Genomic DNA, 13,101 nt, shown 5'->3' with positions numbered 1-13,101 from the left:
TGTCCGGAGTCGGCCTGAACTATCGCCGTACTCCTGACAGCCACCCCCCTTCCCCGCCTTCACCGCAGAACGATCGACCTGATAGGGGACAACCCTGATGAATTACAACTGGGACTGGAGCGTGTTCTTCAAGTCCACCGGGATCGGCAGCGAGATCTACCTGGACTGGTTCGTAACCGGCCTGGGCTGGACCATCGCCATCGCCCTGGCGGCCTGGATCATCGCCTTGCTGCTGGGCGCGCTGCTCGGCGTGATGCGCACTGTGCCGAACCGCTGGGTTTCCGGCATCGCCACCGTCTACGTGGAAATCTTCCGTAACGTGCCGCTGCTGGTGCAGCTGTTCCTCTGGTACTTCCTGGTACCGGACCTGCTGCCCGAACCGCTGGAAATCTGGTTCAAGCAGGACCTCAACCCAGCCACTTCGGCCTACCTCAGCGTGGTCGTCTGCCTCGGCCTGTTCACCGCCGCCCGCGTCTGCGAACAAGTGCGCACCGGTATCCAGGCGCTGCCCAAGGGCCAGCTCGGCGCCGCCCGCGCCATGGGCTTCCGCCTGCCGCAGATCTACCGCTACGTGCTGCTGCCCCAGGCGTTCCGCATCATCATCCCGCCGCTCACCAGCGAGTTCCTCAACATCTTCAAGAACTCTTCGGTGGCGTCGCTGATCGGTCTGATGGAGCTGTTGGCGCAGACCAAGCAGACCGCCGAGTTCTCCGCGAACCTGTTCGAAGCCTTCACCCTGGCCACCCTGATCTACTTCACCCTGAACATGAGCCTGATGCTGATCATGCGCACCGTGGAGCGGAAAGTGGCGGTGCCCGGCCTGATTTCCGTAGGGGGTAAATGATGGATTTCTCCGCGATCATCCCCGCCCTGCCAGGCCTCACCGACGGCCTGCTGATGACCCTGAAGCTGATGGTGCTGGGCGTCTTCGGTGGCGTGGCGCTGGGCACCGTCCTCGCCCTCATGCGCCTGTCGCACAACCCGATGATGTCGAAGATTGCCGGGCTGTACGTCAACTACTTCCGCTCCATCCCGCTGCTGCTGGTGATCACCTGGTTCTACTTCGCGGTGCCCTTCCTGCTGCGCGCCATCACCGGTGAAGACACGCCCGTAGGCGCGTTCACCTCGTGCCTGGTGGCCTTCATGATGTTCGAGGCGGCGTACTTCTGCGAAATCGTCCGCGCCGGCATCCAGGCCATCCCGAAAGGCCAGATGGGTGCAGCCTCGGCCCTGGGCATGACCTACAGCCAGAGCATGCGCCTGATCATCCTGCCCCAGGCCTTCCGCAAGATGACCCCGCTGCTGCTGCAGCAGAGCATCATCCTGTTCCAGGACACCTCGCTGGTCTACACCGTGGGCCTGATGGACTTCCTCAACGCCGCCCGTTCCCGTGGCGACATCATCGGCCAGCCGCACGAGTTCCTGATCTTCGCCGGCCTGGTCTACTTCAGCGTCAGCTTCATCGCTTCCCAGCTGGTCAAACTCCTGCAGAAAAGGTTAGCCGTATGATTTCCATCAAGAACGTCAACAAGTGGTACGGGGACTTCCAGGTGCTGACCGACTGCAGCACCAACGTGAAGAAAGGTGAAGTGGTGGTGGTGTGCGGCCCGTCGGGCTCGGGCAAATCCACCCTGATCAAGTGCGTGAACGCCCTGGAGCCTTTCCAGAAAGGCGACATCGTGGTCGACGGCACGTCCATCGCCGACAAGGCCACCAACCTGCCCAAGCTGCGTTCCCGCGTCGGCATGGTGTTCCAGCACTTCGAGCTGTTCCCGCACCTGTCGATCACCGAGAACCTGACTATCGCCCAGACCAAGGTGCTCGGCCGCAACAAGGACGAGGCGCTGGAGAAAGGCCTCAAGCTGCTCGACCGCGTCGGCCTCAAGGCCCATGCCCACAAGCACCCCGGCCAGCTCTCCGGCGGCCAGCAGCAGCGCGTCGCCATCGCCCGCGCCCTGGCCATGGACCCGGTGGTGATGCTGTTCGACGAACCCACCTCCGCGCTGGACCCGGAAATGGTCAACGAAGTGCTGGACGTGATGGTCGAGCTGGCCCAGGAAGGCATGACCATGATGTGCGTGACCCACGAGATGGGCTTCGCCCGCAAGGTGGCCGACCGGGTGATCTTCATGGACCGCGGACAGATCGTCGAAGACTGCGCCAAGAACGAGTTCTTCGGTGACGTCAACGCCCGTTCCGACCGCGCCCAGCAGTTCCTCGCGAAGATCCTCCAGCACTGATGCACCTGTAGGAGCGAGCTTGCTCGCGAATGGTCTGAGCACTTCGCCAGCAAGCTGGCTCCTACAGCCCCACTCCACCACTCGGCGCCCGTCCGTGGCGCCGACTGGAACGGCCCGGATGTCTATGATGCAATGCCCTCCCGCCAGCCTCCGCGCCGTGCCGCCCGCATTGACCGTGAAACCGCGCCTGTTCCGCCATTTCCTGCTGTTCCTGCTGCTGCTCCTGTGCATGCTGGGCTTCGGCTACATCGGCTATCACCTCAGCGAAGTGTCCGGCATCCGCCAGTTGCGGGATAACGGCGAGCGCCAGCTGGAACTCCACGCCCGCGCCGTGGAAAGCGAGATCAACCGCTACACCTACCTGCCCAGCCTGCTGGAGCTGGAGTCCAGCGTCAGCCACCTGCTGCTGAACCCCACCCCGTACCGGCGCAACCTGGTCAACGACTACCTCGAAGGCCTGAACCGCCGCAGCGGCGCCCGAGCCATCTACCTGCTGGACACCAACGGCCGCGTGCTGGCCACCAGCAACTGGCGCGACACCGACAGCTACCTCGGCGAAGACCTGGCCTTCCGCGCCTACTTCCAGGAGGCCGTGCAAGGCAGGCCCGGCCGCTTCTATGGCATCGGCAGCACCACAGGCGAGGCCGGTTACTACCTGGCCCACGGCTTGCGCTACCAGGGCCGGATCATCGGCGTGGCGGTGGTCAAGGTGAAGCTCGAAGCCCTGCAGGAACGTTGGGAAAAGGCCCGCCTGCAAGCCTTCGTCAGCGACGAGAACGGCATCATCATCCTCTCCAGCGACCCCGCCCTGCGCATGAAGGCCGTGCGCCCGCTCTCGGCCGAAGACAAGGAACGCCTCGCTCGCAGCCTGCAGTACTACTGGTGGGCGCTGAACGAATGGGAGCCGCGCTCCCGTGAAGTGCTGGGCGAAGGCCTGGAGGCCATCAGCTTCGCCGCCAGCGGTCCCCAGGGCGAACAGGAAGGCGAAGTCGCCTACCTCGCGCAGACCCGCACCCTGAATGACACGCCCTGGCATTTCACCCTGCTCTCCCCGCTCGCCGACCTGCGTCGCGAAGCGGTGATCCAGGGCATGCTCGCCGCCGTCGGTTTCGCCCTGCTGGCCTTCCTGCTGATCGCCTGGAACGAACGGCGCAAGGTCATCGCCACTCGGCTCGCAGCCCGTGAGGCACTGCTGGCGGCCAACAACGAGCTGGAACGCAAGATCGCCGAACGCACCCAGGACCTTCGCGCCAGCAACAGCCGCCTCCTGGCCGAAATCCGCGAACGCAAGCAGACCGAAGACAACCTGCGCAAAGCCCAGGACGGCCTGGTCCAGGCCGGCAAACTGGCGGTGATCGGACAGATGTCCACCAGCATCGCCCACGAACTCAACCAGCCCCTGGCGGCGCTGCGCACACTCTCCGGCAACACCGTGCGCTTCCTGGCGCGCGGCGCCCTGGACACCGCCAGCACCAACCTCGCGGCGATCAACGAGCTGGTGGACCGCATGGGCCGCATCACCGCCAGCCTGCGCGCCTTCGCCCGGCGCTCCGATGACCACGGCGTGGCGCACTTGGGCAAGGCGGTGGATGCCGCGCTCTTCATCCTGCACACCCGTCTGGAACGTACACCGCTCACGCTGCACCGCGACTTCGCCGACGTCCTGCTGGCCATCGACCAGACCCGTCTGGAGCAGATCCTGGTCAACCTCATCGCCAACGCCCTGGACGCCATGTCCGGCCAGCCCGACTGTCAACTCTGGCTCAGCGGCGCGGCCGACGGCGGCAACTACCGCTTGCAGGTTCGCGACAACGGCCCCGGCATCGACCCGGCCAACCGCGTGCACCTGTTCGAACCCTTCTTCACCACCAAGCCCGGCGAACACGGCCTGGGCCTTGGCCTGACCCTTTCCGCCAGCCTGGCCACGGCCGCTGGCGGAAGCCTGGCGGCCCATCACCCGGAAAGCGGCGGCACCGCCTTCGAGCTCTGCCTGCCGCTGCTGGAAAGCCCCGACGAATCCGTGAGCCCAGCCCCATGACCGAGCCCCTCAGCGTCCTCATCGTCGAAGACGACCCCCACGTCCTGATGGGTTGCCAGCAGGCGCTGGCCCTGGAAGACATCCCCAGCATCGGCGTCGGCAGCGCCGAAGAAGCCATGGCCCAGGTGGGCGAGGACTTCGCCGGCATTGTCATCAGCGACATCCGCCTGCCCGGCATGGATGGACTGACATTGCTGGAGCGCCTGAAGTCCCGCGACCGCAGCATCCCGGTGGTGCTGATCACTGGCCACGGCGACATCAGCATGGCGGTGCAGGCCATGCGCGACGGCGCCTACGACTTCATGGAGAAACCCTTCTCCCCCGAGCGTCTGGTGGACGTCGCGCGCCGCGCCCTGGAGCAGCGCGCGCTGGCTCGCGAAGTGTCGAGCCTGCGCCGGCAACTGGCCGGCCGACAGTCTCTGGAGCAGCGCATCATCGGACGCTCGCCGGCCATCCAGGCACTGCGCGAGCTGATCGCCAACGTCGCCGACACCTCGGCCAATGTGCTGATCGAGGGCGAAACCGGGACCGGCAAGGAACTGGTCGCCCGTTGCCTGCACGACTTCAGCCGGCGCCAGTCGAAACAGTTCGTCGCCCTCAACTGCGGTGGCCTGCCGGAGAACCTGTTCGACAGCGAAATCTTCGGCCACGAGGCCCACGCGTTCACCGGCGCCGGCAAGCGACGCATCGGCAAGATCGAGCACGCCCACCAGGGCACCCTGTTCCTCGACGAGATCGAGAGCATGCCGCTCAACCTGCAGATCAAGTTCCTCCGCGTGCTCCAGGAGCAGACCCTGGAACGCCTCGGCTCCAACCAGCCGATCCCGGTGGATTGCCGGGTGATCGCCGCCACCAAGTTCGACCTGGACGAAGAAGGCCGCGCCGGCCGTTTCCGCAGCGACCTCTACTACCGCCTCAACGTGGTCACCCTGGAACTGCCGCCGCTACGTGACCGCCGTGAAGACATCCTGCTGCTGTTCGAGCACTTCCTGCAGCTCTCCACCCTGCGCTTCGACCGCGCCGCGCCAGAGCTGGACAACGCCACCGTCTCCGCCCTCATGGCCCACGACTGGCCCGGCAACGTGCGAGAACTGCGCAACGTCGCCGAACGTTTCGCCCTCGGGCTGCCGGTGTTCAAGAAGAGCGGCCAGACGCCGGACGGCAATGAACCGCGCTTCGCCGAAGCGGTGGAAGCCTTCGAAAAATCCCTCCTCAGCGCCGCCCTCGAACGCCACGGCGGCAACCTCAGCCAGGCCTGCATCGCCCTCGGCATGGCCAAGACCACGCTGTTCGACAAGGTGAAGAAGTACGGGCTTTGATCGAGCCGCTGGGGACGGGCTGAACCTTGTGGAGGCGAATTCATTCGCTAAGGGCAGCGCAGCTGCCCCGACCCTGAATGGCAGACCTTCGGCCTGTTCAGCGATTGAAATCGCCCCCACAACAAAGCGCGCCCCACCAGCCCCCGCAACAGCCAGTACCAGCACCCCGCCCCGCCATGGTCTAAAACCACCAGACCACCCCACACGAACCACCGCCATGTCTCCGATCCACCGCGCCATCCATGCCAGGGCCGGTGAACTGGCCCCGGCCCTCGCCGCTTTCGCCCTGCTGCTGTGCCTGTTCGGCGGGTACTTCATGCTGCGGCCGGTGCGCGAGACCATGGGCATCGCCGGCGGCGTGGAGAACCTGCAATGGCTGTTCAGTGCCACCTTCGTCACCATGCTGCTGGCAGTCCCGGCCTACGGCTGGCTGAATGCGCGGGTCCCCCGGCGGATCTTCCTCGACTGCGTCTACCTGTTTTTCGCCAGCAATCTGTTGGGTTTCGCCTGGTTGCTGTGGCGCACGCCGGACCCGCTATGGGCGGCGCGCGCCTTCTACGTCTGGCTGTCGGTCTACAACCTGTTCGTGGTGTCCCTGGCCTGGAGCCTGCTGGCCGACGTGTTCGACCGTCGGCAATCCAAACGGCTGTTCCCGTCCATCGCCGCGGGTGCTAGCCTGGGCGGGCTGATCGGTCCACTGCTGGGAGGGCTGCTGGTCAGTCACGCGGGCACCGCCGGTCTGCTGGTACTGGCCGCGCTTTTCCTGCTGCCCACCCTCGTCCTGCGCCGCTACCTGATGGCCTGGCGCGCGAGGGGTGGTGCCGGGCGACCCGGCGCGGAAAGCGAACCCCCGGAACACCCGGTGCCCGGCAACCCCTTCGCCGGCGTCAGCCTGGTGCTGGGCTCACCTTATCTGCTGGGCATCTGTGTTTTCGTCCTGCTGCTGTCCTGCACCAGCACCTTCCTCTACTTCGAGCAGGCCCGGCTGGTGGCCGCGCTGTTCCCCGATAGCCAGCAGCAGGTCCGCGTCTTCGCCCTGATCGACTTCACCGTGCAGGCCCTCTCCCTCGCCTGCCAGTTGTTCATCGCCGGGCGCGTGGCCCAGCGCTTCGGCGTCGGCGCGCTGCTGGCGGTAGTGCCCCTGTTGGTGACGCTGGGTTTCCTCGCCCTCGCGCTGCTGCCGCAATTCTCAGTGCTGGCTGTGGTGATGGTGCTGCGCCGGGTGGGCGAATACGCCTTCGTGCGGCCGGGGCGGGAAATGCTCTTCGTGCCGCTCGGCGCCCAGCAGAAGTATCGGGCGAAGAACTTCATCGACACCGTGGTCTATCGCGGAGGCGATGCCGTCAGCGCCTGGCTCAAGGCCTTGCTCGACGCCATCGGCCTCGGCGCCGCGCTGGTGGCCCTGGTGGGCGCCGGCGTGGCCCTCGCCTGGAGCGCAGTGGGCTGGCGCCTCGGCCGTCACCATGAACAGACAGCCACCCCACAGGAGGTCCAACCATGAGAACCGGCATCACCCGCGCCGAATTCCTCCGCCTCAGCGCCGGCACCGCGCTCCTGGCTATGAGCCCCTTCAGCCTGGGTGCGGACATGGGCCAGCAGCCTCTGCGCCGCCGCGCCATTCCTTCCAGCGGTGAGCAGTTGCCGGTGATCGGCATCGGCACCTACCGAGGCTTCGACATCTCCCGTAATGCCACCGAAGCCTGGGCCGACTGCCGCAAGGTGCTGGAAGAACTGTTCGCAGGCGGGGGTTCGGTGATCGACAGTTCGCCCATGTACGGGCAAGCGGAAGAAGTGGTCGGCGGCCTGCTCAACGAGCTCAAGGCACACGACCGCGCTTTCGTCGCCACCAAGGTCTGGACCCAGGGTCGCCAGCACGGCGTGGAGCAGATGCAACACTCGATGCGCCTGTTGCAGCGCCAGCGCATCGACCTGATGCAGGTGCACAACCTGGTGGACTGGCAAGAGCACCTGAAGACCCTGCGCCAGTGGAAAGAGGAAGGCCGCATCCGCTACCTGGGCGTCACGCACTACACCACCAGCGGCTACGACGAGTTGGAGCGGGTGCTGCGCGCCGAGAAGCTGGACTTCCTGCAGATCGACTACGCCCTTAACGACCGCGACGCCGAGGAGCGCATCCTGCCCCTGGCCCAGGAACGCGGCACGGCAGTGTTGATCAACCGTCCCTTCGGCGGCGGCAACCTGCTGCGCAACCTGTTGCAACAGCCCGTACCGGAGTGGGCCGCCGGGTACGACTGCACGAGCTGGTCGCAACTCCTGCTGAAGTTCTGCCTCAGCCACCCGGCGGTGACCTGCGTCATTCCCGGAACAGGAAACCCCCGCCACATGCTGGACAACCTCCAGGCGGGGCGGGGGAAGGAAGCGGATCAGGCACTGCGGGACAGGTTGATCCGCCTTTTGTAGGGTGGAAATCGCTCTTCATTTCCACCATCGGAGCCAGCCAGACTCCACGCTTTCGTAGGATGGGTAGAGCCCGCGAAACCCATCGACCATCGCTGATGGGTTTCGCTTCGCTCTACGCCATCCTACGAGAAACCATCTGCCCGTCCTCAGGCCGAGAACCCACCATCGATCATCAAGTTCGCACCAGTGATGTACCCGGCCTCCGGGCCCGCCAGGTAAGCCACGAAGCTGGCGATTTCCTCGGCCTGGCCGTAACGCGGCAGGGCCATCAGTTGCTTGAGGGAGGTGGCGAACTCGCCGTTATCGGGGTTCATCTCGGTGTCCACCGGGCCTGGCTGCACGTTGTTGACGGTGATGCCGCGCGGGCCGAGGTCGCGGGCCAGGCCCTTGGTGAAACCGGCCACCGCCGCCTTGCTCAGGGCGTAGACCGAGCCACCGGCAAAGGGCATGCGCTCGGCGTTGGTGCTGCCAATGGTGATGATGCGACCACCCTCGCCCATTACGAGAGCCGCTTCCTGGCTGGCGATCACCACGCTGCGGACGTTGACGTCCAGGGTGCGGTCGAGGTCATCAATGCTGAACTCCTCGATGGGCGCCACGGCCAGCACGCCGGCGTTGTTCACCAGGATGTCGAGTCGTCCGTAGGTTTCCACCGTATGGCGGATGGCGGCACGGATGGCCTTTTCGTCGCGGCTGTCGGCTTTGATCGCGATGGCGCGGCCGCCGGCGGCTTCGATGGCCTGGACGACTTCAAGGGCGCTGCTGGCGGAAGCGGCGTAGGTCAGCGCTACTGCGGCGCCATCATTGGCCAGGCGCTTGGCGATGGCGGCGCCGATGCCGCGGGAACCGCCCTGGATGAATGCCACTTTGCCTTCGAGGGTTTTCAGAGTGCTCATCGGGAATCTCCTGGAACTGGGTTGGTGTGGAAGACGGCCCCAGTATTCACCCGGCATTCACAACCGATAAGCCGGCAATCGCTATATTCAGTCGATACCAATGGTTTATGGAGATGCCATGGAAACCCTCAGCAGCATCGAGTGCTTCGTCCGCGCCGCCGAGGCCGGCAGCTTCGCCGAAGCCGCTCGGCGCCTGGGCCTGACGCCCGCAGCGGTGGGTAAGAACGTGGCACGGCTGGAGTCGAACCTCGGCGTGCGGCTGTTCCTGCGCAGCACGCGTCGCCTGACGCTGACCGAAGCCGGTGAGCGCTTTCTCGCGGAGGTGAGTGGCGGGTTGGCAAGCATTCAGGGCGCAGTGGCGAACCTCGCCAGCAGCCAGGGCCAACCGGCGGGCACCCTGAAGGTGAGCATGGGCGTGTCGTTCGGCCGGGATTACATCCTGCCGCACCTCGGCGAGTTCCTCGCCCGCTACCCGGCGATCATCCCGGACTGGCACTTCGACAACCGCCCTGTGGACCTTATCGGCGAAGGCTTCGACGCGGCCATCGGCGGCGGTTTCGAACTGCCGCCCGGTGTCATCGCGCGTCAGCTCGGGCCAGCCCATCGGGTACTGCTGGCCTCCAGGGACTACCTGGCGCGCAACCCGGCCATCGAATCGCCGGAAGACCTTGCCCAGCACGATGGCATCCTCATGCGTTCACCGCAGACTGGACGCGTGCGGTCCTGGCCCTTGCGCACGCGCGACGACCGCCAGGCGATCTTCGAAATGAAGCTGCGCATGACCATGACCGACCCGGAGGCGGCCTGCTACGCCGCCATGCAAGGGCTGGGCGTGACCCTGGTGAGTACGGTGCACGCGCTACCCCACCTGAAGAGCGGCGCCTTGGAGCGCGTGCTGCCGGACTGGTACGTGGACACCGGCAGCCTGTCGCTCTACTTCAGCGCGCAGAAACTGCTGCCAGCCAAGACCCGCGTGTTCATCGACTTCATCGTCGAGCGCTTCCGCCAGCAGAAGTTGGCGGAGCAATTCAACGCCAACTGGCGGCCCAGCACGCAATGACCTTGTAGGTTGGCGCTGAGCCTGCGAAGCCCAACGTGACGTGCTGAATCGTTGGGCTTCGTGGCCTCAGACCAACCTACGGGACTCTGTAGGGTGGAAGTCGCTCTTCACTTCCACCAACGTGCCGCGCCGGAATCCGATGGTGGATCGGTAAAGCGTGATCCACCCTACGACAGCGGCATAAGACGCAATGCCAGCCGTCAGACATGCTCGCTGCGAGCCGCCACATACAGGTTGCGACCGGCGCCCAGACCGAACGCCGTGGCGGCCAGGCTGATCACCACGAAGATGATCCCCACCGCACTCCAACCCTCGGTGAGGTCGTGCACCACGCCCACCATCAGCGGGCCCATGGCCGCCAACGTGTAGCCCACGCCCTGGGCCATGCCGGAGAGGTTGGCGGCCACATGGGCGTCCTTCGAGCGCAGCACGATCAGCGCCAGGGCGATGCTGAAGGTGCCGCCCTGCCCCAACCCAAGCACCACGGCCCAGCCCCAGATACCGGACAGCGGCGCATAGAGCATGCCCAGCAAGCCGACGAGGGTCAGGCCCATTACCAGCAGCACGGCCAGACGCTGATCGCGACCACGGGTTGCCAGCCAGGGCGCACCGAGGGCGCTGATCAGTTGAACCATCACCGAGCCGGACAACACCAGTCAAGCTTGCACGGCGGAGAGGCCACGGTCGATCAGGATCGACGGCAACCAGCCGAACACGATGTAGGCCAGGGAAGATTGCAGCCCCATGTAGAGGGTCACCTGCCAGGCCAGCGGGTCGCGCCACAGTCCGGTCACCTTGAAGGCTTGGCGGTGGGCATGCTGGCCCTGGCGCGCCTGGGGCAGCCAGATCAGCGCGGCGAGGATGGCCGGCAATGCCCAGACAGCCAGTGCCGGCTGCCAGGCATCATCCAGCAACTCGGCCAGCGGCACCGTGGCGCCCGCGGCCAACGCCGCGCCCAGGCACAGCGCCATGGTGTAGACCCCGGTCATCGTCCCGGCGATATGGGGGAAATCGCGCTTGACGATGCCCGGCAGCAGGACCCCGATGATGCCGATGCTCGCACCGGCCACCAGGCTGCCCACGAACAGCCCCGCTATCGGGAACAAGCTACGCAGCACGATGCCGCCAGCCAGGGTGAGCAGGATCAGCAGCACCGTGCGCTCGCTGCCCAGGCGCCGCGCCAGCATTGGCGCCAGCGGTGCGAACAGACCGAGGCAGAGCACCGGCAAGGTGGTCAGCAGGCCCGCGCCGGTCGCCGACAGGCCAGTGGCCTCGCGCACCATGTTCAACATCGGCGCCAGGCTGGACAGTGCCGGACGCAGGTTCAACGCCACCATCACTAGCCCGACCAGCAACAGTACGGTGCTGCCGCGCAGCGCCTGGGGCTGGGGTTCGTCGTCGGCTTCGGCGTCGATCAGCAGTTCTTGCGGCGGGCAGGCCGGCTTGGGGTCATTCATTGAGTTCGGGGCATTCATGCAAGGCAGCTCCAGGAAGGTCAGATCAGCAACGCACGGTTGGCCGCTGCGGCGGCGTCCGCGTCTTGTCGTTCGATGGCGTCGAGCAGGTCGCGATGCAGGTCGAAACTCGGCTGCTCACGCTCGGGATCGGAGATGGTGCGCTCCAGGCCAACGCGGATGACCTGGGAGAAATAGCGATACAGCTGGCTCAGCACCGGGTTGTGGGCGCTGTCCACCACCCGCTGGTGAAACGCCAGGTCATGGACGATGTAGTCGTCGATATCCTCGTAACTGGAACGCGCGGCGGACGCAGCCAGGGCCACCCGCAGGGCGGTAAGGTCGTCTTCGGTGCGACGCAGGGCCGCCAGCCGCGACGCCTCGACCTCGATCATCCCCCGCGCCTCCAGCGCCTGCTCCACCGAACTGCGCGCCAGCGCCTGCATGGTGCCGAGTGGGTCGGCACAACCACGCACATAGGTACCGTCGCCCTGGCGCACCTCCAGCACACCGGAGAAGGTCAGCACACGCACCGCCTCACGCACGGTATTGCGACTGATACCGATGATCTCGGCCAGTTCGGGTTCGGGAGGCAGGCGCTGGCCCAGGGGCCAGGTGCCGTCGTCGATGCGCTGGCGAATCTGTTCCAGGGCGATATCCACCAGGGAACGCTTGAGAGAAGACGCGGACATGGCAAACATCCAATCATCCGATGAATTTGAAGAATCGAAGGTTAGCCTGCTCACTATCGCCTCGCAACCGCGACACCCTTGCGGTTGAGGCAATAGTCATTATCTACGGGGATGATTTTTCGCTCCCTCCCATGGTTGGTAGCCTGCACGGACTCAATCATGCACAACCGGGGACACCCATGAAGCACGCACACATCCTTGCGCTGTCCGTAATGGCGCTGATCCTCGCCGGTTGTGCCAGCCAACCCGAACCCGAGCTACGCCCCTACACCGACGCCGAGGTGAAGCAATTCGCCCTGGAAATGCTCAGCCGCGCAGGCCTGCCTTACGACGACTACGAAAAGGTCCGCCAGGCCCTCTTCCACCCCAAGGTGCCCGAGGCGGGGAAAGACCTGCCGAAGGAATTGCCGCGCAAGGGTTGATCGGATAGTCCGGTTTGGCCCCCTTGCCCTCTCCCCCGGCCCCTCTCCCGCACGCGGGCGAGGGGTGACTCTCCCTACGCCTCCGATGCACGGGCTAAACCCACACTTGTAGGGGCGAATTCATTCGCCAAGCAGGCCGCTGGCCTGCCGTAGGTTGGGCAGAGGTACGAAGCCCAACACGCGGACGTGACCGTGAGCGTTGGGCTTCGCAGAGCTCAGCCACAACCTACGAAACCCAGGCAGGGACCTGAGTTTTTTGTGGGGGCGAATTCATTCGCCAAGCAGGCCGCAGGCCTGCCGTAGGTTGGGCCGAGGAACGAAGCCCAACGCGCGGAGGTGACCATGATCGTTGGGCTTCGCGGAGCTCAGCCACAACCTACGAAACCCAGGCAGGGACCTGAGTTTTTTTGTGGGGGCGATTTCAATCGCTGTGCAGGCCGCTGGCCTGCCGTAGGTTGGGCAGAGGTACGAAGCCCAACACGCGGACGTGACCGTGAGCGTTGGGCTTCGCAGAGCTCAGCCACAACCTACGAAACCCAGGCAGGGACCTGAGTTTTTT

The 13,101-nt window shown here is 65.5% G+C and carries 11 protein-coding genes and 1 pseudogene; 9 read left to right on the top strand and 3 right to left on the bottom strand.

Going from position 1 to position 13,101, the window contains the following annotated elements; all coding sequences use genetic code 11:
* Positions 1 to 97 precede the first annotated feature (97 nt).
* The 7 genes from DM872_RS25275 to DM872_RS25245 all read left to right on the top strand — a co-directional run bounded on the left by DM872_RS25275 (position 98) and on the right by DM872_RS25245 (position 8,018).
* The gene (locus DM872_RS25275) at positions 98 to 844 is read left to right on the top strand and encodes an amino acid ABC transporter permease (protein WP_077523581.1); all 747 of its coding nucleotides are present in this window, start codon (positions 98 to 100) and stop codon (positions 842 to 844) included.
* A complete protein-coding gene (locus tag DM872_RS25270; RefSeq protein WP_179061981.1) occupies positions 841 to 1,509 on the top strand; it encodes an amino acid ABC transporter permease in 669 nt (222 codons plus the stop codon). The genes DM872_RS25275 and DM872_RS25270 overlap by 4 nt, the downstream gene beginning before the upstream one ends.
* Positions 1,506 to 2,240 carry an amino acid ABC transporter ATP-binding protein gene (locus DM872_RS25265; RefSeq protein WP_179061980.1) on the top strand — a complete coding sequence of 245 codons (735 nt, stop codon included), beginning with the start codon at positions 1,506 to 1,508 and terminating at the stop codon, positions 2,238 to 2,240. Before DM872_RS25270 ends, DM872_RS25265 begins: the two co-directional genes overlap by 4 nt.
* Before the next feature lie 127 nt (positions 2,241 to 2,367).
* Complete coding sequence (locus tag DM872_RS25260) at positions 2,368 to 4,278, top strand: sensor histidine kinase (protein ID WP_179062193.1); 1,911 nt, start codon at positions 2,368 to 2,370, stop codon at positions 4,276 to 4,278.
* Positions 4,275 to 5,597: a sigma-54-dependent transcriptional regulator gene (locus DM872_RS25255; RefSeq protein ID WP_179061979.1), complete on the top strand. Its 1,323-nt coding sequence runs from the start codon at positions 4,275 to 4,277 to the stop codon at positions 5,595 to 5,597. Before DM872_RS25260 ends, DM872_RS25255 begins: the two co-directional genes overlap by 4 nt.
* A gap of 217 nt (positions 5,598 to 5,814) precedes the next feature.
* A complete protein-coding gene (locus tag DM872_RS25250; RefSeq protein ID WP_179061978.1) occupies positions 5,815 to 7,098 on the top strand; it encodes an NTP/NDP exchange transporter in 1,284 nt (427 codons plus the stop codon).
* Entirely contained in the window at positions 7,095 to 8,018 is a 924-nt protein-coding gene (locus DM872_RS25245) for an aldo/keto reductase (RefSeq protein ID WP_179061977.1), read from the top strand. The genes DM872_RS25250 and DM872_RS25245 overlap by 4 nt, the downstream gene beginning before the upstream one ends.
* 146 nt (positions 8,019 to 8,164) lie before the next feature.
* Here the strand turns inward: DM872_RS25245 and DM872_RS25240 are convergent, their stop codons facing one another.
* The gene (locus tag DM872_RS25240) at positions 8,165 to 8,914 is read right to left on the bottom strand and encodes a 3-oxoacyl-ACP reductase family protein (protein WP_179061976.1); all 750 of its coding nucleotides are present in this window, start codon (positions 8,912 to 8,914) and stop codon (positions 8,165 to 8,167) included.
* A 118-nt stretch (positions 8,915 to 9,032) separates the two neighbouring features.
* On the opposite strand from DM872_RS25240, the gene DM872_RS25235 reads away from it, so the two are divergent.
* On the top strand, positions 9,033 to 9,974 hold the full coding sequence (locus DM872_RS25235; RefSeq protein WP_179061975.1) for a LysR family transcriptional regulator: 942 nt from the start codon (positions 9,033 to 9,035) through the stop codon (positions 9,972 to 9,974).
* A 200-nt stretch (positions 9,975 to 10,174) separates the two neighbouring features.
* Here DM872_RS25235 and DM872_RS25230 read toward each other — a convergent pair.
* Together DM872_RS25230 and DM872_RS25225 are read right to left on the bottom strand one after the other, a co-directional pair.
* A pseudogene (locus DM872_RS25230) lies at positions 10,175 to 11,449 on the bottom strand (CynX/NimT family MFS transporter).
* Positions 11,450 to 11,469: 20 nt separating this feature from the next.
* On the bottom strand, positions 11,470 to 12,120 hold the full coding sequence (locus tag DM872_RS25225; protein WP_179061974.1) for a FadR/GntR family transcriptional regulator: 651 nt from the start codon (positions 12,118 to 12,120) through the stop codon (positions 11,470 to 11,472).
* A gap of 179 nt (positions 12,121 to 12,299) precedes the next feature.
* On the opposite strand from DM872_RS25225, the gene DM872_RS25220 reads away from it, so the two are divergent.
* Positions 12,300 to 12,542, top strand: coding sequence for a hypothetical protein (locus DM872_RS25220; protein WP_179061973.1), 243 nt, complete (start codon positions 12,300 to 12,302; stop codon positions 12,540 to 12,542).
* Positions 12,543 to 13,101: the final 559 nt, after the last annotated feature.

This window comes from Pseudomonas taiwanensis (assembly GCF_013393345.1).
GTDB lineage: Bacteria > Pseudomonadota > Gammaproteobacteria > Pseudomonadales > Pseudomonadaceae > Metapseudomonas > Metapseudomonas resinovorans_C.
The sequence above is the reverse complement of the archived record's forward strand: the minus strand, read 5'-3'. Positions and strand labels throughout refer to the sequence as shown.

What these genes read in the sequence shown, in the direction of transcription:
- DM872_RS25275 (WP_077523581.1), top strand. Translation starts at nt 98, where the DNA reads ATGAATTACAACTGGGACTGGAGCGTGTTCTTCAAGTCCACCGGGATC.
- DM872_RS25270 (WP_179061981.1), top strand. Translation starts at nt 841, where the DNA reads ATGATGGATTTCTCCGCGATCATCCCCGCCCTGCCAGGCCTCACCGAC.
- DM872_RS25265 (WP_179061980.1), top strand. Translation starts at nt 1,506, where the DNA reads ATGATTTCCATCAAGAACGTCAACAAGTGGTACGGGGACTTCCAGGTG.
- DM872_RS25260 (WP_179062193.1), top strand. Translation starts at nt 2,368, where the DNA reads ATGCAATGCCCTCCCGCCAGCCTCCGCGCCGTGCCGCCCGCATTGACC.
- DM872_RS25255 (WP_179061979.1), top strand. Translation starts at nt 4,275, where the DNA reads ATGACCGAGCCCCTCAGCGTCCTCATCGTCGAAGACGACCCCCACGTC.
- DM872_RS25250 (WP_179061978.1), top strand. Translation starts at nt 5,815, where the DNA reads ATGTCTCCGATCCACCGCGCCATCCATGCCAGGGCCGGTGAACTGGCC.
- DM872_RS25245 (WP_179061977.1), top strand. Translation starts at nt 7,095, where the DNA reads ATGAGAACCGGCATCACCCGCGCCGAATTCCTCCGCCTCAGCGCCGGC.
- DM872_RS25240 (WP_179061976.1), bottom strand. Translation starts at nt 8,914, where the DNA reads ATGAGCACTCTGAAAACCCTCGAAGGCAAAGTGGCATTCATCCAGGGC.
- DM872_RS25235 (WP_179061975.1), top strand. Translation starts at nt 9,033, where the DNA reads ATGGAAACCCTCAGCAGCATCGAGTGCTTCGTCCGCGCCGCCGAGGCC.
- DM872_RS25225 (WP_179061974.1), bottom strand. Translation starts at nt 12,120, where the DNA reads ATGTCCGCGTCTTCTCTCAAGCGTTCCCTGGTGGATATCGCCCTGGAA.
- DM872_RS25220 (WP_179061973.1), top strand. Translation starts at nt 12,300, where the DNA reads ATGAAGCACGCACACATCCTTGCGCTGTCCGTAATGGCGCTGATCCTC.